General features: G+C 46.1%; 21 protein-coding genes. 9 read left to right on the forward strand and 12 right to left on the reverse strand.

Going from position 1 to position 23,403, the window contains the following annotated elements:
• Positions 1-42: 42 nt before the first annotated feature.
• The 3 genes from J0M30_12715 to J0M30_12725 all read left to right on the forward strand — a co-directional run bounded on the left by J0M30_12715 (position 43) and on the right by J0M30_12725 (position 3,082).
• Positions 43-642, forward strand: coding sequence for a carboxypeptidase-like regulatory domain-containing protein (locus tag J0M30_12715; GenBank protein ID MBN8668354.1), 600 nt, complete (start codon positions 43-45; stop codon positions 640-642).
• Positions 643-831: 189 nt separating this feature from the next.
• The gene (locus J0M30_12720) at positions 832-1,734 is read left to right on the forward strand and encodes a 3-hydroxybutyryl-CoA dehydrogenase (GenBank protein ID MBN8668355.1); all 903 of its coding nucleotides are present in this window, start codon (positions 832-834) and stop codon (positions 1,732-1,734) included.
• A gap of 130 nt (positions 1,735-1,864) precedes the next feature.
• Positions 1,865-3,082, forward strand: coding sequence for a T9SS type A sorting domain-containing protein (locus tag J0M30_12725; protein MBN8668356.1), 1,218 nt, complete (start codon positions 1,865-1,867; stop codon positions 3,080-3,082).
• Positions 3,083-3,503: 421 nt separating this feature from the next.
• Here the strand turns inward: J0M30_12725 and J0M30_12730 are convergent, their stop codons facing one another.
• The 4 genes from J0M30_12730 to ribD form a co-directional block, all read right to left on the reverse strand.
• On the reverse strand, positions 3,504-5,411 hold the full coding sequence (locus J0M30_12730) for a family 20 glycosylhydrolase (GenBank protein ID MBN8668357.1): 1,908 nt from the start codon (positions 5,409-5,411) through the stop codon (positions 3,504-3,506).
• A 97-nt stretch (positions 5,412-5,508) separates the two neighbouring features.
• On the reverse strand, positions 5,509-6,117 hold the full coding sequence (locus J0M30_12735) for a YigZ family protein (protein ID MBN8668358.1): 609 nt from the start codon (positions 6,115-6,117) through the stop codon (positions 5,509-5,511).
• Positions 6,110-6,988 carry an EamA family transporter gene (locus tag J0M30_12740; protein ID MBN8668359.1) on the reverse strand — a complete coding sequence of 293 codons (879 nt, stop codon included), beginning with the start codon at positions 6,986-6,988 and terminating at the stop codon, positions 6,110-6,112. The genes J0M30_12735 and J0M30_12740 overlap by 8 nt, the downstream gene beginning before the upstream one ends.
• Positions 6,976-8,004, reverse strand: a complete 1,029-nt coding sequence (gene ribD / locus J0M30_12745; GenBank protein MBN8668360.1) for a bifunctional diaminohydroxyphosphoribosylaminopyrimidine deaminase/5-amino-6-(5-phosphoribosylamino)uracil reductase RibD — start codon at positions 8,002-8,004, stop codon at positions 6,976-6,978. Before ribD ends, J0M30_12740 begins: the two co-directional genes overlap by 13 nt.
• A 251-nt stretch (positions 8,005-8,255) precedes the next feature.
• Here ribD and prmC point away from each other — a divergent pair, with 251 nt between their 5' ends.
• Positions 8,256-9,107 (forward strand): peptide chain release factor N(5)-glutamine methyltransferase, encoded by an 852-nt coding sequence (gene prmC, locus J0M30_12750; protein ID MBN8668361.1) that lies wholly within the window; start codon positions 8,256-8,258, stop codon positions 9,105-9,107.
• Positions 9,108-9,158: 51 nt separating this feature from the next.
• On the opposite strand, the gene J0M30_12755 is transcribed toward prmC, so the two are convergent.
• The 4 genes from J0M30_12755 to pepT form a co-directional block, all read right to left on the reverse strand.
• Positions 9,159-9,557 (reverse strand): biopolymer transporter ExbD, encoded by a 399-nt coding sequence (locus J0M30_12755; GenBank protein ID MBN8668362.1) that lies wholly within the window; start codon positions 9,555-9,557, stop codon positions 9,159-9,161.
• 9 nt (positions 9,558-9,566) lie between these two features.
• Positions 9,567-10,274, reverse strand: coding sequence for a MotA/TolQ/ExbB proton channel family protein (locus J0M30_12760; protein ID MBN8668363.1), 708 nt, complete (start codon positions 10,272-10,274; stop codon positions 9,567-9,569).
• 146 nt (positions 10,275-10,420) lie between these two features.
• Entirely contained in the window at positions 10,421-11,362 is a 942-nt protein-coding gene (locus J0M30_12765; protein ID MBN8668364.1) for an SPFH domain-containing protein, read from the reverse strand.
• A 32-nt stretch (positions 11,363-11,394) separates the two neighbouring features.
• Entirely contained in the window at positions 11,395-12,654 is a 1,260-nt protein-coding gene (gene pepT, locus J0M30_12770; protein MBN8668365.1) for a peptidase T, read from the reverse strand.
• A gap of 133 nt (positions 12,655-12,787) precedes the next feature.
• Between pepT and J0M30_12775 the strand changes: the two genes are divergently transcribed.
• Positions 12,788-13,330, forward strand: coding sequence for a hypothetical protein (locus tag J0M30_12775; GenBank protein ID MBN8668366.1), 543 nt, complete (start codon positions 12,788-12,790; stop codon positions 13,328-13,330).
• A 94-nt stretch (positions 13,331-13,424) separates the two neighbouring features.
• Here the strand turns inward: J0M30_12775 and J0M30_12780 are convergent, their stop codons facing one another.
• Positions 13,425-13,880 (reverse strand): peptidylprolyl isomerase, encoded by a 456-nt coding sequence (locus J0M30_12780; protein MBN8668367.1) that lies wholly within the window; start codon positions 13,878-13,880, stop codon positions 13,425-13,427.
• A 129-nt stretch (positions 13,881-14,009) separates the two neighbouring features.
• Here J0M30_12780 and J0M30_12785 point away from each other — a divergent pair, with 129 nt between their 5' ends.
• The gene (locus tag J0M30_12785; GenBank protein MBN8668368.1) at positions 14,010-15,236 is read left to right on the forward strand and encodes a DUF1343 domain-containing protein; all 1,227 of its coding nucleotides are present in this window, start codon (positions 14,010-14,012) and stop codon (positions 15,234-15,236) included.
• A 23-nt stretch (positions 15,237-15,259) separates the two neighbouring features.
• Here the strand turns inward: J0M30_12785 and J0M30_12790 are convergent, their stop codons facing one another.
• Complete coding sequence (locus tag J0M30_12790) at positions 15,260-15,877, reverse strand: response regulator transcription factor (protein ID MBN8668369.1); 618 nt, start codon at positions 15,875-15,877, stop codon at positions 15,260-15,262.
• Positions 15,877-17,814 carry a tetratricopeptide repeat protein gene (locus J0M30_12795; GenBank protein ID MBN8668370.1) on the reverse strand — a complete coding sequence of 646 codons (1,938 nt, stop codon included), beginning with the start codon at positions 17,812-17,814 and terminating at the stop codon, positions 15,877-15,879. Before J0M30_12795 ends, J0M30_12790 begins: the two co-directional genes overlap by 1 nt.
• Before the next feature lie 174 nt (positions 17,815-17,988).
• Here J0M30_12795 and J0M30_12800 point away from each other — a divergent pair, with 174 nt between their 5' ends.
• The 3 genes from J0M30_12800 (at position 17,989) to J0M30_12810 (ending at position 22,345) form a co-directional block, all read left to right on the forward strand.
• On the forward strand, positions 17,989-19,686 hold the full coding sequence (locus J0M30_12800) for a hypothetical protein (protein ID MBN8668371.1): 1,698 nt from the start codon (positions 17,989-17,991) through the stop codon (positions 19,684-19,686).
• A gap of 179 nt (positions 19,687-19,865) precedes the next feature.
• Positions 19,866-21,317, forward strand: a complete 1,452-nt coding sequence (locus J0M30_12805) for a hypothetical protein (GenBank protein MBN8668372.1) — start codon at positions 19,866-19,868, stop codon at positions 21,315-21,317.
• 128 nt (positions 21,318-21,445) lie between these two features.
• Positions 21,446-22,345, forward strand: coding sequence for a methionyl-tRNA formyltransferase (locus J0M30_12810; protein MBN8668373.1), 900 nt, complete (start codon positions 21,446-21,448; stop codon positions 22,343-22,345).
• 79 nt (positions 22,346-22,424) lie between these two features.
• On the opposite strand, the gene J0M30_12815 is transcribed toward J0M30_12810, so the two are convergent.
• Positions 22,425-23,372: a LysM peptidoglycan-binding domain-containing protein gene (locus J0M30_12815; GenBank protein MBN8668374.1), complete on the reverse strand. Its 948-nt coding sequence runs from the start codon at positions 23,370-23,372 to the stop codon at positions 22,425-22,427.
• Between the last annotated feature and the right edge of the window lie 31 nt (positions 23,373-23,403).

A 23,403-nucleotide genomic window follows, 5' to 3' on the forward strand; every position in this document is an offset into this window, starting at 1 on the left:
GTGAAGAAAATTCTGCTTTATACCATCGTTTTGCTGCTCTTGATGCCTGCTCGCTCAAAAGCCCAATTTGAGTCCGTACGTGATTCTGTAGTACAACTTTATGGTATTGTAATGACCGCTGACAGCCTGGTAGGAATCCCCGCAGTAAGTATTGTGGTCAAGGGTCAGAACCGGGGAACCATCACCAATGCAGAAGGTGTTTTCTCCATTGTTGTGTTAAAAGGAGATATAGTAGAATTTACCCATGTAAGCTATAAATCGAAACTGGTCACCATTCCCCGAAATCTTGATGGCAACCAATATAGCGTTGTTCAGTTAATGGTGGCCGATACTGTTTACCTCCCGGCCACGATCATCAAACCCCGGCCTACCCCTGAACAGTTTGCCCGCGATTTTGTGAACGCTGAAGTGGATGATGATGACCTCGAAGTGGCCCGAAAAAATACAAGTATCGCTGCCCGGAGGGCATTATTAAAGACCATTCCTTCCGATGGACGGGAAGCAACGAATATACAGCTCCGTAATGTGGCCAACCGTGCCGTTTATGCCGGTCAAACCCCACCCCTGAATATCTTCAACCCGGCTGCCTGGGCCGATTTTATTGATTCTTGGAAGAGAGGGGATTTCAAGAGAAAAAATTGATGACACGAATTTTTGCGAATCTTCACGAATTACACGAATTTTTTATTTCAGGTAATTAAGATCTTCTACGTCTTATATAACTTATAATTCGTGCCATTCGCGCTCATTCGTAATAATTCGTGTAATTCATATTGTCATAAGTTCTAAAAATGTTTCTCCTTACTTTTGCCCCATTCTAAATCAATCCTCATGTTCAACATTGGAGATAATGTTTCCGTCATTGGTGCAGGCACCATGGGAAACGGGATAGCACATGTATTTGCTCAACACGGTTTTAAAGTTACTCTTATTGATATTGCACAGCCCCAACTGGACCAGGCGGTGGCAACGATCGGCAAAAATCTGGACCGGATGGTTGCCAAGGAGATCATCCGTAAGGAATTAAAGGCTAAAACACTGGATAATATCCGTACAGCCACTTCCATAGAGCAGGGTGTGAAGGAAGCTTCTCTGGTGATCGAGGCAGCCACGGAACAAACAGAACTCAAACTTCGGATCTTCCAGCAATTAGATACCTCTGCACCGGCGGATTGTATCCTCGCCAGTAATACTTCTTCCATTTCCATTACCAAGATCGCCGCAGTAACCCAGCGTCCGGATAAAGTGATCGGTATGCACTTTATGAACCCGGTTCCGGTGATGAAACTGGTGGAAGTGATAAATGGCTATAATACAAGCAAAGAGGTTACTGATACCATTATTGATCTGAGTAAGCAGTTGGGAAAGGTTCCCTGTGTGGTGAATGACTATCCAGGATTCATTGCCAACCGCATCCTGATCCCGATGATCAATGAAGCGATCTCCAGCCTGTATGAAGGTATTGCCGGTGTGGAAGAAATAGATTGTATCATGAAACTGGGAATGGCCCACCCGATGGGGCCCCTTCAACTGGCCGATTTTATCGGACTGGATGTTTGCCTCTCCATTTTAAAAGTACTCCACGATGGTTTTGGCCATCCTAAATATGCCCCCTGCCCCTTGCTGGTCAATATGGTAACCGCCGGAAAACTGGGCGTTAAGACAGGTGAGGGCTTTTATGTATATACACCGGGTAAGAAGGAATTGGTAGTGAGCAGGAGGTTTGTTTCCTGATTTTCCAAATTCCGGAAATCCCGTCCAAACACGGGAAACTGGCACACCCCACCTACTATATAAAATATTGATTTTCATTTAAATAGGAGTCTGGCATTGCTTTGGACTTATCCCTGCCAAACCCCTAAAAATGAAAACTAAATTCTACTTCATCACCCTGATCGCCGCTCTGCTGGCTGGCTTTCAAACCCTGGCCCAGTCCAACAACAATTCCGGACCCATGGGCATCCTTTTCCAGGAAACCTTTGGTAAAGGAAATAACAAAACTTCGCTGCCTTCTGGTCGTACCACGTATTCTTACAATTCCGGTAGTTCTATATCGGATGGTGAATACCATCTTTACAAAAAAACCAATGGTCGCTCTGAATGGCATGCCTCGAATGACCATACCGGTGACGGTAACGGTCGTGCGATGGTGATAAACGCCAGTTATGCTGCCGGTGAATTCTACCGCGATACAGTAACCGGATTGACCTCTAACTCTTATTACAGCATCTATTTGTACGTGATGAATGTAAATACCCTGGGTACCTGTGGTTCATCTGCCCTGCTGCCCCGCTTGCAGTTTGTGGTAGAGGCCTACAATGCCAACGGAACTTTTACTCAATTGACCTCTTTTACTTCCCAATATATTGCCCAAAGCGCCAACGCTACATGGGTACAGGTGGGTGGTACCTTTACGCTCGGTGCCGGACAGACCAGCGTACGCTACCGCATCATCAATAACCAAACCGGTGGTTGTGGAAATGACCTCGCTATCGATGATATCACTTTTGAGCGCGTTATGTCTACCCTTCCTGTTACCGGTTTGCAAACCACAGCCATCCGCAATAACAATGATGTGAATGTAAAATGGCAAACACTGACCGAATCTAACACCAGCCATTTTGTGGTAGAGAAAAGCACCAACGGTAAAGATTGGGAAGCCATCGGTACAGTTGCTGCCGCCGGTAACAGCATCTTCAAAAAAGAATACAGCCTGAACGATACCAAACCCGCTGCCGATAATTATTACCGTATTCAGCAGGTGGATATTGATGGAACTTTCACCTACTCCAATGTAGTGACCATCAAAGTGAACGCTACGGTAATCAAAGCCAGCACCTACCCCAACCCCTTTACCAATGGTGTACAGGTAGATATCAAGGCAGAAACCAACCAGTCAGTGATCATTAACCTGTATGACCTGAATGGTAAAGTAGTAAAGCAATTGAATGCTGAATTACGCAAAGGTTCTAACAGTGTTGCTGTTAACGACCTGAAAAACATTCCTGCCGGTATGTACCTTCTGGACATCACCAGCCGCGAAGGACAAAGCATCTACAAAACCAAACTGATGAAGCAATAAGCTATACAAATTTCGTTTTACATTTCAAGGGTTAAGGACGGCCGTCACAGAAATGTGGCGGCTTCTTTTTTTAATTGAGGATTTGAGCCTGGGGAGATGAGAGAAATAAGATTTCAATTATGACTTGAACAGATAATGGAAAATGAATCCAGAAAATGGATACAAATCTGAATGCTGAAAATTGAGGATGTTGTGTTTCAATGGATTAATTATTGGCACACAAATAGCCTATAGATTAACACGAATACGAATCAAAAACTAGTTAAAATCCATCAACCGAAAAAAGACCAACAGATCCAGACCATCTAAAACCTGAGTCTTGTATCTGAAAAACCAAATGATCCAATCCACCTGAGAAAAACAGATTTTCACTGAATAGGGTTAAAAGATAGCCGCCACCAATTCGTGGCGGCCTCCTTTTTTATTTTCGTCCCATTCGTTTTTTCATCTCTTCAACCGGGAAAAAAATGATCCTTCCCATTTGTTCCTTGCCGCGATAAGTTACCACTTTTAAAAGGGAAACGTCTTTGGGCAAGGTCAGGGGTTTTGTATAAATGGGATAATATTGGTCAGGGAAAGAATAATCGAGGCTATAATGGATATTCAGTCCTTCAACTTCCGTATCCATCTGCACCACGATCTCGCCCTTTGCATTGGTGGTGAATTTAAAATCGGGTTCAAACATGCTGCGGGCATATTTTTTATCGGCCGCGTCAAATCGTTTAAAATGCATTTCCACTTTTGACACAAACCCGGCCCAATTCTTTTGCGCAACCGGCGACCAGACATCTTCAGCCAGCGCAAGACCCCGCGGCCAGGTCATGTATTCAGCGTGGCGCATATTGTACACTTGTTCTGTCCACAGGTTGGCTTGACCACCCAAAATATATTGGGATTCCACACCAGCTGGAAGCGGATCAAATTCATAAACCTTTTTTAGCCGGAGGCTGGCATAGACCGGGGGTTCGATAATGCGATCACCTTGCATATAGTCAATATAAACATGGGTCGTGGGGCTCATTACCACTTCATGCTTTAGTTTAGCTGCTTCGATACCTCCTTTGGTGCCCCGCCAACTCATTACAGCCGCGTTGGGTGCCAGGCCTCCCTGCAATATTTCATCCCAGCCAATCAATTTCTTTCCTTTGGAGGCTACGATCTTCTCTACGCGTTTAACAAAATAACTTTGTACCTCGTCCAGATTTTTGAGGTTCTCTCTTTTCATCAAGGCTTTGATTTCCGGCATTTTCTCCCAGAAATTACGGGCTGTTTCATCCCCACCCATGTGAATGTATTCAAAGGGAAATACGGCCGCCAGTTCGGTAAATACCTTATCGAGGAATTCATAAACCTTCTCATTGGCCGGGCAAAGTGTATTATCGATCAATCCATAAAAATGTCCACTCGGGGGCCATTCCATGATCTTCTCCCCCGAGCGCACCTGATAATTTTTCGCATCGGGTGTACAGGATAATTCGGGATAGGCGACCACTGCCGCCAGGCTATGTCCAGGCACATCTACCTCAGGAAGGATATTGACAAACCGATCCTGTGCATAACGGATCAGTTCTTTCAGATCCTCCTGGGTGTAAAACCCGCCATAGTCCTTTGGCTCATCGGCAGTGGGTTTGGTCATATCCCCAAACCGACCGATCCGATAGGCCCGCCAGGCCCCGACAGAGGTCAATTTGGGAAGTGATTTGATCTCGATCCGCCAGCCCTCGTCATCGGTCAGGTGAAGATGCAGGAGATTGAGTTTATACTTCACCATCTGATCGATGTAGGATTTCACTTCTTCTTTTGTGAAAAAATGCCGGGATACATCAAACATAAAACCCCTCCAACCAAAACGGGGATAGTCCACAATGGAAACCTGCGGCACGGACCAATCGGCACCCGGCTCAGGTGATTTACCTTCTACGGCCGGAGGTAATAGCTGAAGTAATGTTTGTACTCCGTAAAATAATCCGGCAGGTTGATTTGCTTTGATCACCACTCCATTTCCTGTCGCTTCCAACCGGTAACCCTCCTTGCCGATCTCCGCATCCAATGTGGGAATCAGGAGTAACCGGACCGCTGCCGCCGCATCAGCGGGATTGATGGTGACTGTTTTCCCGCTCGTGGCCTGTATCTTTCCCGCGAGGTGTTGGGCGGTCTTCATTACTTCCTCCTTGGCGAGGTCACCGCCTATGACCAGTGAATTTCCCAATTGGTAACGCCCCTGTCCCATAGTAACTGAAACGGGTTCGGGTATGATATTGAGGGATTGCTGGCTTTGGGCAACATTGACCAGGAAAAATGCAAGCAGGAGCAGAATTAAATTTTTCATGTGGCTATTTTATTTTTATGTACCGTCGATTAATCGATTTTGTGGTTTCTCGCTGTGCTCGCTAAGAAGCGCGGCGAGCGTCGCGTGAAACAAAAATTCAAGACACTTTTTCGACCTCTACTGTATAAAGATCCTTCAATTTATACAATAATTCATCTTCCCTGTTACGGGGAATATTCACTTCCATCATACAAAACAGCTGGATCTCATTTTTGATGACCTGACATCCACATTGTTTGAGCAGGGTCATCACCGGGTTCATCTGGGTATAGTCAAACTGAAGCCGGTAGGGCACGACCACAGCCCTTTGGACAAGAGGAACTGTTTGAAGGGCCATGGCTGTACTGTTTTTATAGGCGTTGATCAATCCGGGCACTCCCAACAAGGTACCTCCAAAATACCTTACCACCACCACCGCCATATCCACCAATTCGCGACTGTCTATTTGTCCCAGTATGGGACGACCCGCACTACCGGAAGGTTCGCCATCATCACTGCTTCTGAATAGATTTCCATCGGTACCCAACCGGTAGGCAAAGCAATGGTGAACGGCCTTAGGATGTTCTTCCTTTAATTGCTGAAGCCGGATTTTGAAATCATCAACCGACCGTATGGGAAAGGCATAGGCCAGAAACCGGCTTCCCCGGTCTTTGAATTCGGCAAGAGATTCCTTTTCGATGGTATAAAAAAAGTCACGGTTATCCATACGCGATCAGAGCGATAGCCCCTAATGATAAAATGATTCCCAGCCAGTTTGTTTTGGAAAGATGCTCACGGAATACGATCCAGGCGGTCAAGGTGCTGAACAACACGATTCCCATATTATTTACCGGAATGATCATGGAACTGTTTGCTGCGTATTCTTTGAGCACCATCACGAGGCACCAGATGGAAAAATAGTTGGGCACACCGATCATGATCCCACCCCAGATAGCTCTTTTATCAAATTTCTGCTTTTTGACCAGCAATTGATACCCCATTAAAATTAACCCAATGATGGCAGCAACAGCAAATGCGGAAATCAGATAATTATTCTTATTGGATTCGTTCAGATGGGTGGTTTCCACATATTTGATCATGGTGTCCAGTAATCCCGATCCGGCAAAGATCACAACAGGCAAAAGGATCAATGTCCTGGTGAATTTTTTACCCGACGGTTCGGTATTTCCGGAAGGCCAACAGGTGAGCGCCACCGCACCAAGCGCTACTAAAACACCTATTATCTTCAAAACGGTGGCCTTCTCATTGTAGAGATACAAGGAAAACAGGAAGGGAATAACCAGGGAAAGTTTATTGGCCACGGACACGACCGAAACACCCATTTGCTGAGTGGTAAAGCCGATCAAATTGAATAAAGCTATAAAGGTAGCACCCATGATAAGAGCCCAGCCGATCCAGCTTTCATGGACCAATGAGGTCGTAAAAGGGCTTGCCCCATTGAATATTGAACCGGTGATGACACAGACCCAATAATTGACCACAATGGCCTGTGACAAGGGAATATTGAACCTTTCCAGAATTTTGAATGAAAGGACAAGCCAGGAGGACAATATGATACTGCCGATCAGGAATAGCATTGGCTGTTTTTGAAATATTCAATCCGGTCACCTACCCAATCCGGACCGGGTATCCTTATTGCACCTGTGAGTATTGGCGCCATTGTCCCTTCTTCCACAACCAGCGAATCATTGGTTATCACCCGGGCTTCATCCCAGGCGCCGGTTTGAATAAAAGAACCCAATAATGCCGCCCCGCCTTCTACCAGCAAGCTTGTTTTTTTAAGGGTGTACAGGTGATTAAGGATTTGGTGGACAAGATCGTTCTTTCCGGAGACTTTTAAAAAGTTCAGGTTACCTGACTTTTCCTCTTTCCGGGAATTGAAGATCAGGGTGGGAAGGCTGCCATCCAGCAGTTTGAGTGAACCTGGCAATTTCAGGTCAAGGTCCACTACTGCCCTTACAGGTTGGGCGCCACCAAACCTGTTGGTCAGGGCGGGATCATCCAGCAAAGCAGTACCTGTGCCTACCAGTATGACCGCTTCCTCACTCCTCCATTGGTGAACCAGGCGTTGGGTGGTGCTATTGCTGATCAGTAAGCGCTCCTTCCCGTTTCCTGAAATATATCCATTGGCCGTTTGTGCCCATTTAAGCACTATATAGGGACGTTTCTGCTCATGAAAAGTGAAGAATCGTTTATTCAATCCGCGGCATTCTTTTTCCAAAACACCTGTCACTACCTCGATCCCTGCCTTTTGAAGTTTTTCTATACCCTTACCATTTACTTCTAAAAAGGGGTCACGTGTACCGATGACCACCCGTCGGATACCTTCAGCAATGATACGGTCAGCACAAGGCGGGGTTTTGCCAAAATGCGCACAGGGTTCCAACGATACATAGATGGTGGATTCAGGGATCAGGGGTCTATCAGCTTCGGGAACACTGTCCAAACAATTTACCTCCGCATGGGCCTGACCATACACCTGATGATATCCTTCCCCAATGATCCGGTCATGATGAACCAGTACGGCACCCACCATTGGATTTGGAGCCGTAGCGCCTGCACCCAATTGAGCCAACTGCAGGCAACGGAGCATATAGGTTTCATGTGCCATGATAGCAGCGAATGTACGAGGTATTGGTGAGTTGGATGACAGATGACGGATGACGGGTGACAGATGACTGATGACTGATGACTGATGTTGGTTTTTATGAATTTGGAAGGGAGGTGATTTTTGCATTTTTCGTAATTTGGGCACTTGTTTCATATAAATCTTAAAAAGCTAAAAGCAAAAACCTAAAAGCCAAAACCTAAAAGCCAAAAGCTAATAGCTAATTTCCAACAGCCATGCATCTTTCCTCCGCCCGAAATATTATCACTAAGCAGCTTGAGCCCGTATATCTTGAAAATGAAACACCCCCTATGACAGATATCCTGATCGAATGGGTAACGGGTCTTGACCGCCAGCAGCAAATAGCGCAACCAAAGAAGGAGATCACGGAAGAACAACAACTATTATTGCAGGAGGGGGTAACACGTTTGCTGTCATTTGAACCTATACAATATATCACTGGTCATGCCTGGTTTGCCGGAAATAAATTCAGGGTTGGCCCGGCTGTTTTGATACCACGACCTGAAACTGAAGAACTGGTTGATTGGATCCTAAAAGACAGGCCTGATAAAGAAAATTATACAGTCCTGGATATCGGAACCGGTTCGGGCTGTATCCCTATTAGTTTTAAGAAAAAACGGCCAGGCTGGGCAGTCGCGGCCATCGATATCAGTCAGGAGGCATTGGCTATTGCAAAGGAAAATGCGGATGACCTGGCTGTGGAGGTTGTCTTCAAAGCCATTGACCTGACGGATGAAACAAGTTGGCCAGGTCTGGGTGAGATCGATCTCCTCGTCAGCAATCCGCCATATATCCCCTGGAGTGATTGGAATACTTTGCCTGAAAATGTAAGGGAACATGAGCCTTCAGAAGCATTGTTTGTCCCCGATACGGACCCCCTTTTATTCTACCGCCTCATTGCTCAATTGGCTAAGCAGCAACTTAAAAAAGGGGGCGCGATCTATCTTGAGATCAATGAAACACTTGGCGTGGAAGTTGTTTCCTTGTTTCAGGCACAGGGGTTCACTTCGATCGAGTTGAAGAAAGATATGCAGGGGAAACACCGAATGATGAGGGTGGAAATTTGAGAAAAAGGATTTCCTCCTGTCAAATTTCCGGGTGTTCACATGGACAAATTACTACTGCACATTTGCCACCACCTTTGCTCCGGCCCGTTTAGCGGCGCGCATGACCCGGAATACCTCGCCATAGTAAGAGATCGTATCTGCATTGATCACCACAGAGGGTGTGTCGATCAGGGGTTTTAACCGAAGGACCTCGGCCATTAGCAAAGAGTCCAGCATTGCGGGATCCACCTGTTTTTGACCCATAAAGAAATTCTGATCCTTATCAATGGAGATCACAATATTTTGTTTGGCCTTGGTATCCTTGGTTCCGCGGGGGTTGTTCACCTTGATCACATTGGGGTTGGCCAGTGTGGAAACGATCAGAAAGAACATCAGCAGGATAAAGATGATGTCGTTCAGTGAATCCGTGAACACTTCAGGCTCGGCCGTCAATTTTTTTCTCAGCTTCATAGGCTTATTCTATCGGGTGGGTTCCTGTAATACATCCAGAAAATCGGCTGCTGCCACTTCCATTTTATTTACGTTCTTTTCCAACATGGTATGGAGGAAATTGTAGCAGAGGTAGGCGATCAGACCAATAACCAGACCTGTAATAGAGGTTACCAGTTTGGTATAGATACCTCCGGCGATGGCGCTCAGGTCAAATTCACCGGTTGAATTGATCTTAAAAAACAATTGCATCAGACCAGCCAGGGTTCCCACAAAACCAAAGATGGGTGCCGCCCGGGATACAACTGAAAGGAAGTTCAGGTTCCGCTCCAGGTTATACATTTCGATCTGGGCCACATTCTCCATGCTGCTTTCGATCATGTTGATGGGTTTGCCGATACGCTGAATCCCTTTGTCCACGATCCGGGCCACAGGATTATTGGTATTCTTGGCGAAACTCCGCGCCGCGGTAATATTGCCACTGGTGATATGGTCACGAATGATATTCATGAAATTACCATCCACTTTAGAGGCTTTATTGATCGCGATATAGCGTTCAAAGAAGAAGAAAACGGTAAGGAGGAACATCAAAGCCAGTGGAATCATGATCCAGCCCCCAAGGGAAAGCAGTTCGATGATACTCAGTTTGCCGTCTCCATTGGAATCCCCCTGGAGGACATTGGTGGCGGTATTGGCTAATTGGCGTAAGGTGTCGGTCTGCAATAGAAATTCAAGCATGGGTCACTCTTTAGGTCGTAAATGTAGTTTATCGGTCAGGAATTCAATTTTGATGCCAGCTATTATTTATTAACAGCTGTGCAAACAACGAAAAAAATAATGCCGCATTTTAGGCGGCATTCGAATTTCGGAATACTTTAACAAGCTTATTTCCCGGCGCCAACCTGTTTCATCATCATGGCCTGGATCTGGCGCATGGTATTTTCCATGCCTTCGGGGCTACCATCGAGGAAGATCACGTTGCCTTTGCCATATTCGGCAAAATTCTTAATGGCTTCGGTCCACATGGAGAAAAGGATCACGTTGGTATCCAGGTTGGCCTGTTTCATCTGCTCAGCGGCCTGGGTCATACCTTCGGCTACTTCTTTACGGAAGAGTGCCACCCCTTGTCCTCGTAAGCGGGCTGCTTCGCGTTCTGCTTCCGCGGCGATCTTGATGGCATTTCCTTCGGCTTCGGCCGATTTGGTCTTGGTGATAAGGAGGGCCTGTCCTTCGTTCTCGGCGGCAGCTTTAAGGTTATTGCTCGCCACCACTTTGCTCATTGAATCCAGGATGAGTTTGTCAAAGGTGATATCGTTGATCTGGAGATCAAGCAAATGATAACCCCAGGTTTCAAGAGTATGATCGATCTCCGCTTTTACATATTCAACGATCTCTTTGCGCAAGGCAAGGATCTCAGCTTGTTTTTTAGTCGCCACAAAGGAGCGGATATTTCCTTCGATGGTGCGGATCAGCGCCTGCATCAGGTCACGATCGGCAATGAATTTGAAGGCGACCTTTTTGATCGTTTCCTCGTCTGCATTCTGTACGGAATAGAGCAGCATGCTTTTGAAATACACATTGGCCTGGTCCGATGTTACAGCCTGGAATTCCAATTCCACCGACCGGTTTTGAATGGATATCTTCCGGTATACTTTTTCCAGAAACGGTATTTTAAAGCGCAAACCGGGAGGTGCCACACGACGGTATTTACCAAAGAGCGTGATCACACCGATATATCCCTGATTGACTGTAAAAAGTCCACTAAAGAAGAATAAAACAATGGCAAGCAGCCACCAATACGTTGAAATATAATGTTCGAGTCCCATTTGAAAAATATTTGACACAAGTTAACGAATCCCTATTCACCCGCTCCACTTCTTTTGGCACAAATTTGCACCAGGTTCACCAGTGTTTCAACACTCTTTTCCATATCCTGCACGCTGACATACTCATACTTTCCATGCAGGGCCATTTCACCGGTAAAGATATTCGGGCAAGGGAGCCCCATAAAGGATAACCGGGCACCGTCAGTACCCCCGCGAATGGGCTCGGATATAGGCTCTATACCCGCTTCCTGCATGGCTTCACGGGCAAATTCAACCACCTGAGGATGCTGATCCAGCACCTCGATCATATTGCGGTATTGTTCCCGGGCCAAAAACTCAGCGTTGGCACCCGGAAAACGCTTTAGTGTTTCAAGTATCTTATCCTTGAGGTATTCCTGGTAGGCGGGTAATTTGGGTGTATGGTGGTCTCGAAGGATGAATTCAACAGTTGCTTTTTCAACCGTTCCCTGCATCTGAACCGGATGAACAAATCCATACCTACCTTCTGTTGCCTCCGGTGCCAGTTCATCTTTGGGCAGCGAATCAATAAAGTGACTGGCCACTTTGAGGGCACTGACCATTTTGTCCTTGGCATCACCTGGATGGGCGCTGATGCCATGAAAGATCACGGTGGCGCCATCTGCAGAAAAGTTCTCATACTCCAGGGCCCCTCTCTCGCCACCATCCAGTGTATAGCCAAAATCGGCACCGAGTTTTTTCATATCCAGTTTATCCACTCCTTTCCCTATTTCCTCATCGGGTGTAAACAGCAGGCGGATCTTACCATGTGGAACAGAAGGATGGGAGATAAGGTATGCAGCCAGGTCCATGATAATAGCAACACCTGCTTTATCATCCGCTCCCAACAAGGTGGTGCCTGACGCGGTGATGATATCCTCTCCAATTTTCTTAAGTAAATACGGATGTTGTGCAGGTGTGATCACTACGGATGGATCATCGGGTAGTACAATATCACCGCCATCATAATGGCGGTGAAGCAGGGGTTTCACCCCGGTACCTGAACAATCGGGCGAGGTATCCATATGCGCGCAAAAACAGATCACGGGTACAGCCTTATTAACCGTGGCGGGAATGGTGGCAAAAACATAACCCCATTCATCCATTTGGACATCTTCAGCCCCCATGGCCTTTAATTCCTCCACCAAGACCCGTCCGAGGTCCTTTTGTTTTTCGGTGGATGGGAAGCTCCCGGAATGGGGGTCGCTCTGCGTGTCGATCTGAACATACCGCATTAGTCTTTCAGCCACTGTATATTGATAGTCAAGGGACATAGAGGAATTTTAGGGTTCGAATATACATGAATCCCTGTTTCCGCCCTGTATGAAAACAGCGCGTTTATCAAAAACCGGGTGGATTAAAAATGAAAATGCCTTACCTTTTAGGTGAACCAAACCAACGATTAACATGAAAAAAATGCTCATTGGGGCCATCGTGGGAGGATTACTCCTGATGGTCTGGCAAACACTTTCCTGGACAGTACTTCAACTTCACTACAAGGCCACAGAGTACACCCCCAAACAGGATACGATCCTGGCAGTATTGGAGTCGCAATTAGAAAAAGATGGATCCTATTTTATGCCTGGCCATCCCAAAGATGCGTCCATGGAAGTAATGGAAAAAACAATGGCCGATGCCGTAGGCAAACCCTGGGCGCAGGTTAGTTATCATTCCAAATTGGAGGATAATATGACCATGAATATCATCAGGGGATTATTGGTTGACATTGTGTTGGCCTGGCTGCTTTGTTGGGGATTATCCAAAATGAATGCACCCTCATTTTCCACTATATTACTTACCAGCCTGGGGGCGGGATTGATCGCCTTCTTAAATGGCATTTATACCATGCATATCTGGTTCGAATCATTCGACCTGATGAATCATCTCGTCGATTCAGTTGTGAGTTGGGGATTGTGTGGGCTGTGGCTGGGATGGTGGTGGAAAAGATAAGTACACGAATTAAATCGAATGACCCGAATTGCACAAATTCATAAATAAAAATTCGTGCAATTCGGGTCATTCGTCTTCATTCGCGCCACATATTCTATGGCATCAAAATAATCGGGCTTCCCCCAACTATTTCTACCAATTCAATATCAAACACCAGTTCTTCGCCGGCGAGGGGGTGGTTGGCATCGAGAACCACATTTTCACCTTCGATCTCAGCTACACGAACCTGGAATTGTTCTCCGGATGCATTGTTCATTACCAATGGCATTCCCACTTCTACTTCCATTCCTTCGGGGAAACGGTCTTTAGGGAAATTGATCATCATATCGGGATTACGGGGGCCATAGGCATCATCCACGGGAATCGTCACGGTCTTTTTATCGCCAACGACCATACCCATTACTCCATTATCGAATCCTTTGATCACCATACCACTGCCTACTTCAAATTCAAGGGGCTGGCGTCCCGCGGAACTATCGAAAGTTTCACCACTGGTTAATTTTCCATGATAGTGGACTTTCACCTTATCGCCACTCTTTACCTGTTGCATTTTTTGTTGTTTTTAGTCAAAAATAAAGGCGGAAAGGTAGCCCATAATTCCTAAATGCAACCGGGAAATATTTTAGGCCGTCTATATCAAATATTTAGTGAAATTGGGAAAAGTGAATTATGTTTAATCATGAAACAGATCCTTGCCATACTTAGTCTTCTTGCCCTGCTCAATACCTCTGCCCTTTCCCAATCAGACAGGGTCATTGCAGGAGCGGAAAGGATTTCGGTTTACCTCCCTATGCTGGAGGGCCGGACCGTTGGAATTTTTGCCAATCAAACCTCCATGGTTGGCAATACCCATTTGGTAGATACGTTGCAGAAATTAGGGGTCAAAATCGCTGCCATTTTTGGCCCTGAACACGGGTTCAGGGGTAATGCCGATGCCGGTGAAAAAGTGGCTAATTATATTGATAAACAAACGGGTATTCCGGTCATCTCCCTGTATGGGAGCAAGAGAAGACCCTCACTGGAAGATGTGAAGAATATTGATATCCTGATCTTTGATATCCAGGATGTCGGTGTTCGGTTCTATACTTATATTTCCTCCCTCCAGGAATATATGGAAGCGGCCTTTGAATATGGCAAACCCCTGCTCCTGCTTGACCGGCCCAATCCCAATGGCCATTATGTGGATGGCCCGGTTCTCGATCGCAAATTCCAATCCTTTGTGGGAAAACAACCGGTACCCATCGTGTATGGCATGACGATCGCGGAATACGCCATGATGATCGCCGGGGAGAAATGGCTGAGTGAAAAAGCCAATGAACGTTTTGATCATTACCGGACAGCCCAAAACTCGCCCGATACACCTTTTCATTTCCAGGTGATCAAGTGCAAGAACTATACACACCAAACGCCTTATGAATTACCGGTAAGACCCAGTCCCAACCTGCCGGATATTCAATCCATACTTCTATACCCCTCCACCTGTTTCTTTGAAGGCACCGTATTGAGTGAGGGCCGGGGAACGGATAAACCGTTTCAGGTATTTGGCCATCCGGCCTATCCAAAAACCATGTACTCCTTTACTCCCAACCCCAATGAGGGAGCCAAGAGTTCCAAACTTTATGGGCAACTATGTTACGGTTGGAACCTTTCCGGAACTGCAGCAGCTGTCAGGAAAGAAGTGGACAATAAGATCCAGCTAAAATGGATCTTGGATGCCTATCAGTTATTCCCGAAAAAAGACAGCTTCTTTATTCCCAATCAACATTTTAACCGCCTGGCCGGTAATGATATTTTGATCCGGCAAATAAAAGAGGGCAAATCAGAAAAAGAGATCCGGGATAGTTGGGAACCGGAACTGTCAAAATTCAAGGCAATACGGAAAAAGTATCTGCTTTACGAAGAATAGTGATCTGTCAAATTCCCAAATGTTCAAATTAGTCGACTCTGCGTAGCCATTCGAATCAAGGCTGCAATGTTTTTCGCTTCGAATTTGGCCAGCAGGTTTTTTCGGTGTGTGTCGACAGTGGATACACTGATAAATAATTTTTGGGCGATCTCATTATTGGTCATGCCATCGGCGATCAGTTCGAGAATTTCTTTTTCGCGTCGGGTAAGAACAGGCACCGGAGTTTCGGCGGATTGACGAAGTGATTGAGCCGCCTCCAAACTCAGGTAGAGTTTGCCCTTCATCACCTCCTGTATTCCTTCCATCAATTCTTCCTGTGAAGCATTTTTCAGAAGGTAACCAGAGGCCCCATTTTCCATCATTTTCTGGATAAAACTCTGCTGGTTAAATGTGCTTAATCCAAGAATAAAAATTGTGGGAAATGCCTTTTTAACTTCGACACAAAGGTCGATCCCACTTTTATCGGGGAGATTGATATCCATCAGCACAACATCAACTTCATTTTGTTTCAGGAAGGCGAGACAGGAGGATGCCGTCATGGCATGTCCTACCCATTCGATCGAGGCTTCGTGTTGAAGTAAGGATCGGATTCCTTCCACCACCATATAGTGGTCATCCACAATGAATACTTTCGTCGGCATCATGAATTGATTTCAATATGAATGGATGTTCCTTTACCGGGCTCGGATTGTACATCCCAGCGTCCTTTGAGGTAACTGATCCGGCTTTGTATATTGGTCCACCCAATACCCCTTGCCCCTTTGAGAATAAGCGGGTCAAAGCCTTTGCCATCATCTTCTACAGTAATGCTGGTGCCCTCTGCCGTATGTCCCACCTGTACAATGGCTGTTCTTGCCGCGGCATGTTTCATCGTATTGTTCAACAATTCCTGTACGATCCGATAGATCGTGATCGCGGTGGATTGTTCCCAATGTACCCCATCCATACCAAAGGATTGATAGGTGACGGTTAAAGCGCCTGATTGGTTAATGTCGTTGCAGAAATCGCGGAGGGCTGTATCCAACCCAAACTTTAACAGGGCTTCGGGCATCATGTTGTGCGCGACGCGGCGCATTTCCTTGATCGAGCTGTCCAGCATATCCATACTCCGCTCAAAAGCCTGTTGGTTTTCGGGCGTCATGATCTGGTTTCCTTTCATGGTATTCAATGAGTATTTGATTCCGGATAACATGCCTCCCAATCCATCATGGAGGTCTTTGGCCAGGCGGCTTCTTTCCTGCTCCTCCCCTTTCAGCACAGCCTCGGTTGCCATGAGTTGCTTTTCGGTCTCCAGTTCCTGGATTCGCTGTACCTGAAGGCGCTGTTTGTGCCGGTAGTTAAGATAGAGCAGAGAAGAGATCAGTAAAAGAGCGACCGCTCCTCCGATCAGCATATAGTTAAGTGTGGTCTTTTGCCTTAGGCTGGCCTGCTGCAGGCGTATCTGATTATCCTTCCGTTCGGATTCATACTTCTTTTCCAGTTGCAGCGTGGTTTGTTGAACCAATTCACCATTGAGGCTGTCCCCCAGAATGGTTGAAGTACGGAGGGCTTCTTCTGCTTCCTGCACCCGGTGCATGGCAAAAAGTACACTGGATAAGGTTTCTAAATTCCTTCGGTGTTGCACCCGTTGGTCAGAATAGGTGGTGATCTCCAGTGCCTGGTCCATGTGTTTTTTGGCCAATGGGAGTTCATTTTTCCATAAATAGTAAATGGCCATTCCGCGGTTGGCAATGGCTTCACTTTCCTTCGCCCCCATTCGCTGGCTCAGCTCCAACGCCCTTTTGAAATAAGGATATAGCTGGCTATACTGATTGGTCTGTATCAGGCAATCGCCCAGGTTGAGCATATTTGTGGTTTCGATCTGGAGATCACCGATCTCCTTACCCAATGCCAGCGATTCTTTAAAATAAGAAACGGCTTTCTCCATCTTGCCGGTGTTCACATAACTCAACCCGGTATTACTGAGGGCAATCGCCAGTGAATATTTATCCCCGGACTGCCTAAAATAAACGATCGCGCCTTCTCCCAATTCGATCGCTTTATCATACCGGTGTAATTCCGCATAAAGCAATTGTAGAATATCCTTGCTTTTCGCTTCCAATTTCTCATTCTTAAGCAACGCAAACACTTTTTTTCCTTCCTCATATTGAATGATAGCGCTATCATACAGTCCGGCATATTGATAGGCCGTCCCGGTATTGAACAGGCATTTTGCCAGATACTCTGTATGATTGATCTGCCTTGCCAGTTCCACCGAACGATGGTTGAGTTGAATGGAGGAATCATAACGCCCCTCCATGTTCAGTAGGTAGGTATAGTTGGTGATGAAACGGATCTCCCCCAGGGTATAATCCATCTTTCGGCTAAGTTCACGGGCCTGGCGATAATAGGCTTTGGCTGTGCCGGGTTCGGTTCCTTCATACTGTTGCCCGATACTGATCAACAGGAGTACTTTATTCGTATCCTCTTTGGCGGCCGGTAATAGGCGAAGCAGACTGTCCCTGTTCATGAGCTCCTGTCCCTGGACAAAAAAGGGCAAAAACCAAAAAAGACCAGTATATAGTAATAGCGACTTCATAAAGAAAAGTAGAAATAATACCTCATACTACAAATTAACAACCATGCAACCCCTCCCCTTCTCCCCCTTTTCCATGATTTTTCAATAATTCTAAAATCTCCTGTTTTTAGGGGAGTGATTGAGGGTTCGTCTGATTCTATTTTCGACCCATCAATCACAAAAAATAAAAATAAAATGAAAAAGACCTTAGCGTTGCTCCTTTTTATGGTAGCCATAGGAAATCTGGCACAGGCCCAGTTTCAACGCGTATCAAAAACCCCGACCAAAGCGACCTCTCAGCCCATTAAGCAGGTGAAAAATCCGGCCGCCACACCCAAAGTAATTGGTACGGTGATCAAGCCTGCCGGTAACTTCACCAATCCTACCCATGTATATACACAGCCCGATGGTGGACGCCTGTATACCACGATCCGGCAGAACCCGCAAAATGTCACCAACAACTTTGGTGGCGTAATTAAAGAAACCGTATCCGGTCGTACCGAACAAAACCAGGGAATGGACAATTGTGTCAGTGAGGTAAAGAACATCAACGCCCAAAGCCTGACCTTCATGAATGTCAACTACAATCAGCAGGCCATCCATATTTTCCCGGGGGCCATCTATTCCTTTACCAATTTCTTCTCCGGTAACTTCCGGCCATTGGAACAAGGACGTAACGCCATCACAATTGCTACCGATAACCTGGCAAACAGCACCGGCTCCACCTTTGAAGAGGTGACCAACCCGACCATGAACAACATCAACAGTAAGATCGCAACACTGATCCGCCCATTTTCCACCACAACAGGAAGCGCGAATATCCAGTACCGTGTTTTTACCTCAGACAATGATGCCGACCTCTCCATCAAGCTGTCTGCCGGAGGTGGTTATGCAGGTTTTAAAGCCTCTGGCGGTTTCAATATCAGCCAGACAGAAAAGAAATACTATCTCACCATAGACGCCATCAAGCCTTTGTACACACTGACTACTTCCGTACCAGCGAGTGGCTTCTTTTCCGATAAAACCATCGAGGCCAATAACCCCAACCTGATGGTGATCAAGAGTGTGACCTATGGCGCCAGAGTATTGGCCAACCTGGAGATCACCGTTGTTACCAATAAAGACGATGTGGATTTCAAAGCCAGTTTTGGCGCGGATAGCGGAAAAGGTGTTTCAGCCAATGCCTTTGCCACCTTCAATTACTTAAAAAGCAGTAAAGCGGCTTCTACCACGGCCAATGTGTATATCATTGGTGGCCCCATGAATACAACCATTCTTTCTACAGATAAACTGCAAACAGAGATCACCGATCTGCTTTCAAGATGTAATTATCAGAGCGCCCAACCCATTTCCTATTCCTTTATGGACCTGAACGGGAATATCCTGGGTATTGAAACGGCCACTGATAAATTCACCGTCAGAAAATGTGTGCCCAAATCTTCCACCTACCGGCTTTCTACCGCCACGATTACCCTCTATACAGGTAAGGACAATAAGGAGCAAGGATCAAATGCCATTGCGGAACTGGTGAATTCCAAAAACCTGATGGTAGCGGAGAATAACTTCAACAATATTGAATTCAAAAGCTCCAACGATATTGCCATGCATGTACGGTCAGGGGTTAACCCCGATGACCTGCTCATGGAATCCTTCTCCAGTTCCGGAGGCTATGTAGATGTATTTTTTGATCCCAAACCGATCTTCCTTGATTTTGATGCCTGGAATATTACCGGCGCTGTAATCACCTTGAATTTCATGGATCAAAATAACTCCATTGTGCAAAAACAGATCCAGTTCAATAACCTGGCCGTGTTAATGCAAAAAAATCAGCAACGTCTCCGCCTGCCCTTTAATGGACTTTTCCAACCAGGTGGTGCGTTTATGCCGAATTAAGATTACAATTTGGAGATTCGGGATTTTACCGCAGAGAACAAGAGGACGCAGAGTTACGCAGAGGTTTTATTGATTATTTATACTTATTCCTTTATAATTTCTCAGCGTTACTCCGCGCCCTCTTGTTCTCTGCGGTAAATCCAAAATCTCCCATTTCTTCAAATCAGCAAATGACCAAGATGAAACTCCTCCTTCTCCCCGTCTTTCTTCTGGCCCTGCTGCCAACCTTTGGGCAGAAGAAAGTAGATCCGGTTACACAATCGGCCATGGCGGGTATTTCATTACCTGCCAATAGCCGAATGGACAAAAGGTTTTTGTCCGAAACCGGGGCACGAATATTATTGGAGCTCGAAAGCAAAAAATATGGTACCGGTATTGGTGCGGTGGAGGTATTGTACCTGCCGCCTGTTTCAACCTCCGGTTATAATTCAGATTCGCTGATCGATCAACTGATCACCCAGGGTTGGAACCTTGCGCCCGTAGAAGGTGATGATAAATTTGTGTGGTTGGAAAAAGGTGGTCAGTACCTGATGGGTTATTTTTCGATGGATAAAAAGGAAAGCAATCTCTATTTTGGAATACCCGAGCAGGCACCTGCAGTTTCCTTTGAGCCCATGCAGGACCCCAATGCCGGTGGTGGTCAAACCTACTCGCCTCCCCAGAACGAAACCACGGTGAATAATACGCCGGTAAACAATGAGCCCGATACCAATACCCCGGTAAACAATACCCCGGTCAATAACACCCCCGACCCGGGTACTCAGGGACAAATGGGATCCTCAGGCAATACCCTTCAGAATTCAGGTTTTACCGAAACACGTTTTGATAATGGCTGGGTCAGTACAGCCAAGGAAGACTGGGTAGAAGTGGTAAAAGGGAATATAAAAGTCATCCTTCATTACCCCAATCCCAATGCCAATTCGACAAGTTCAGATATGGCCGATAATTGTGGAGTAGCCTGGAACCTATTGGTGGCTCCCCGGTATAGTTCCATTCAGAATTATCAACTGGGTCCAAATCTCCTGGATTGGGAGAAAGCCTATTTCTGTCAGGCCACTCTTACCGAAAACCAGACCGGGCAACGGGTATTGGTTTCCCTTTTCAGAAAAGCGAGTACGGTTTGGATGGAAGTAGTGACTCCCGATGAACAGAGCTTTGCCAATGAGTTTGGTTTTACAATGCAAACCCTTCAAAACGCGGGGTTGGATGTTTGGAACAAGATAAAGCTGATGTATGGATACAATCGGTTTGGGGTAAAAGAATTTGAACTGACCGGTCTTTGGGCAGACAGGTTTTCCAGCAATACCTTTTATGCCAACATTTACACCGGGGCCAGTGCAGGCATGAGCACCTATTCCAGTTCACAGGAATTTGACTTTTTTGCACCAGGGCGATATAAATGGAATATCGTCGCGGCCAATTCATATGGTGGACAAACTCAATTTGCCTCTGCAAAGAGTGAAGGAAATTTCAAGATGGTGAATGACTGGCAGGTCTGGTTTTCCGACATCGAGAAAAAACCAAAGAAATACGATGTGTATTTCTCCTATATCAAAGGAGCAAAAGTATTATGGATGAATGATGCGGAATATCCGGGCTCGGGGATATTTAGTGGGTATATGAAGAAGTGAGGGATGAGGCGTGAATCGTGAGACGTGAGATGAAACTCACGATTCACGTCTCACGATTCACGTCTCACGTTTAACAATTCGCTACCTTCGCCCCAATGAAATCCCTCCCCTCCCTCCGGATCATTTTCATGGGCACGCCTGAGTTTGCCGTTGCTTCACTGGATGCGCTTGTGCAGGCCGGAGCCAACATTGTGGCAGTAGTGACGGCACCAGACAAACCTGCTGGCAGGGGCATGCAACTCACCCAAAGTGCGGTTAAAAAATATTCGGTGGACAAAGGGATCGAGGTTTTACAACCTGAAAAATTACGTGACCCCGTTTTTATTGACCGCTTGAAAACCCTGAAAGCGGATATACAGGTTGTGGTTGCTTTCCGGATGTTGCCAGAAATGGTTTGGAATATGCCTCCTATGGGTTCAGTCAATCTGCACGGGTCCTTATTGCCTCAATACCGCGGCGCTGCCCCTATAAATTGGGCAGTAATAAATGGTGAAAAGGAAACCGGTGTTACGACCTTTCGGCTTAAACATGAAATAGACACGGGTGATATTTTATTACAGGATTCCTTTCCGATTGGCGAAAATGAAACTGCGGGAGAAGTTCATGACCGAATGAAAGAAATTGGTGCGCGATTATTGGTCAGGACCATCGAAGGTTTGGCGGATGAGACCCTGAAGGAAAAACCACAGGATAGTTTTCCCGTTTCGTCACTCAAACACGCGCCTAAAATATTTACGGAGACCTGCCGGATCAATTTCAGCCAATCAACCGAGCAGGTGCATAACCTGATCCGGGGACTTTCCCCATTCCCTGGTGCTTTTACCACCCTTCAGGGAAAAACCTTAAAGATCTATCGTACAGAGAAAGAAATAACGCCTCCGCAGCAGGCTTTTGGTGAATTTGTAACCAATGGGAAAAATGAACTCAAATTTGCCTGTAGCGACGGGTATGTTCAGGTGAAGGAATTACAGATGGAAGGAAAAAAGAGAATGGGCGTGGAAGAATTTCTAAGAGGCTTCCGAATTTAGCTATCCTTGCGTCCCTTTGCGCCCTGGCGTCTTGGCGGTAAAGTAACTTAACCGCAAAGACGCTAAGGCACAAAGAAGTTTACCACTCGATTTGAACAATGAATTTCTCGGTATTGGCTTCTGGGATTTCAAGTACTGAAGAAGCCGCGTTGCTGATCCGGATATCCAGGCCTTGATTAAGTTTGATCCCCGCCATTTCTCCCAGTACTTTAGCATAAACAACCTTCCCATTCTCGGGATTGGATAGCTTTACGATCGTTCCAGGCAGCACATTATCCATTAACAGGTAAAACTTACCATCCTGCCAGCCACTCAGGGTTTTGAAAATACTGGCATTGACGGTCTGTTGTTTTGAAACGGGCTGTAACTTGATCTGCTGATCAAAGAAGGCTTTAAAGTAACCCTCTGCCCCGGTTCTTTGCGGAGTGGGTTGAACTGGTTTTGGATCAACCTTCACTTGCTCGGATACAACTGGCTTTTGAGTTTCCACTACCGGCTTTTCCTGTACGATCTCGGGTTCTGCAGGTTTAACCGGATCTTTTGTCTCGGGTTTATTGGCAACAACTTCAGGTTTATTCTTAGCCCATTCATCGGAAATAAGATAACCGATAACAAGGTATTGTCCGGCAGCGATATTATCCGACTTCAGGCCATTCCACTGGCGCAATTTTTCTGCTGTAAGTTTTTTGGAAAGCTGACTAACCCGAAACAATCCTTCACCCTGACCGGTCACATAATAAACAGGAGTGCCTCTTTGCGCCTGAAGATTGAAATTAGTATCCGTTAATGGAACCTGGATAAGCTGACCAATGGCCAGTCCTTTAGACATATCCCAGTTATTATAGGAAGCCAGGTGACGGGGATGAACATTATACAACCGACCGATTGAATACAGGCCTTCTTTTGCCGCTACGGAATGCTCCAGATAGAGTCCGTTCGATCCTTTTTTGACCACCAGGCGGTTGTCCTGAGCGATTACCAACATATTGACCGCCAGGAACAATCCTAAAAAAATCATCTTCTTCATACGATCCGGGTTTGGCCTGCAAAGATGAGGA

Source organism: Chitinophagales bacterium, assembly GCA_017303415.1.
Taxonomy (GTDB): Bacteria; Bacteroidota; Bacteroidia; order Chitinophagales; family Chitinophagaceae; genus SpSt-398.

What these genes read in the sequence shown, in the direction of transcription:
- J0M30_12785 (MBN8668368.1), top strand. Translation starts at nt 14,010, where the DNA reads ATGAAACAGATCCTTGCCATACTTAGTCTTCTTGCCCTGCTCAATACC.
- J0M30_12725 (MBN8668356.1), top strand. Translation starts at nt 1,865, where the DNA reads ATGAAAACTAAATTCTACTTCATCACCCTGATCGCCGCTCTGCTGGCT.
- J0M30_12755 (MBN8668362.1), bottom strand. Translation starts at nt 9,557, where the DNA reads ATGAAGCTGAGAAAAAAATTGACGGCCGAGCCTGAAGTGTTCACGGAT.
- J0M30_12795 (MBN8668370.1), bottom strand. Translation starts at nt 17,814, where the DNA reads ATGAAGTCGCTATTACTATATACTGGTCTTTTTTGGTTTTTGCCCTTT.
- J0M30_12730 (MBN8668357.1), bottom strand. Translation starts at nt 5,411, where the DNA reads ATGAAAAATTTAATTCTGCTCCTGCTTGCATTTTTCCTGGTCAATGTT.
- J0M30_12805 (MBN8668372.1), top strand. Translation starts at nt 19,866, where the DNA reads ATGAAACTCCTCCTTCTCCCCGTCTTTCTTCTGGCCCTGCTGCCAACC.
- J0M30_12815 (MBN8668374.1), bottom strand. Translation starts at nt 23,372, where the DNA reads ATGAAGAAGATGATTTTTTTAGGATTGTTCCTGGCGGTCAATATGTTG.
- J0M30_12760 (MBN8668363.1), bottom strand. Translation starts at nt 10,274, where the DNA reads ATGCTTGAATTTCTATTGCAGACCGACACCTTACGCCAATTAGCCAAT.
- J0M30_12735 (MBN8668358.1), bottom strand. Translation starts at nt 6,117, where the DNA reads ATGGATAACCGTGACTTTTTTTATACCATCGAAAAGGAATCTCTTGCC.
- J0M30_12740 (MBN8668359.1), bottom strand. Translation starts at nt 6,988, where the DNA reads ATGCTATTCCTGATCGGCAGTATCATATTGTCCTCCTGGCTTGTCCTT.
- pepT (MBN8668365.1), bottom strand. Translation starts at nt 12,654, where the DNA reads ATGTCCCTTGACTATCAATATACAGTGGCTGAAAGACTAATGCGGTAT.
- J0M30_12810 (MBN8668373.1), top strand. Translation starts at nt 21,446, where the DNA reads ATGGGCACGCCTGAGTTTGCCGTTGCTTCACTGGATGCGCTTGTGCAG.
- J0M30_12715 (MBN8668354.1), top strand. Translation starts at nt 43, where the DNA reads ATGCCTGCTCGCTCAAAAGCCCAATTTGAGTCCGTACGTGATTCTGTA.
- prmC (MBN8668361.1), top strand. Translation starts at nt 8,256, where the DNA reads ATGCATCTTTCCTCCGCCCGAAATATTATCACTAAGCAGCTTGAGCCC.
- ribD (MBN8668360.1), bottom strand. Translation starts at nt 8,004, where the DNA reads ATGCTCCGTTGCCTGCAGTTGGCTCAATTGGGTGCAGGCGCTACGGCT.
- J0M30_12720 (MBN8668355.1), top strand. Translation starts at nt 832, where the DNA reads ATGTTCAACATTGGAGATAATGTTTCCGTCATTGGTGCAGGCACCATG.
- J0M30_12800 (MBN8668371.1), top strand. Translation starts at nt 17,989, where the DNA reads ATGAAAAAGACCTTAGCGTTGCTCCTTTTTATGGTAGCCATAGGAAAT.
- J0M30_12780 (MBN8668367.1), bottom strand. Translation starts at nt 13,880, where the DNA reads ATGCAACAGGTAAAGAGTGGCGATAAGGTGAAAGTCCACTATCATGGA.
- J0M30_12775 (MBN8668366.1), top strand. Translation starts at nt 12,788, where the DNA reads ATGAAAAAAATGCTCATTGGGGCCATCGTGGGAGGATTACTCCTGATG.
- J0M30_12790 (MBN8668369.1), bottom strand. Translation starts at nt 15,877, where the DNA reads ATGCCGACGAAAGTATTCATTGTGGATGACCACTATATGGTGGTGGAA.
- J0M30_12765 (MBN8668364.1), bottom strand. Translation starts at nt 11,362, where the DNA reads ATGGGACTCGAACATTATATTTCAACGTATTGGTGGCTGCTTGCCATT.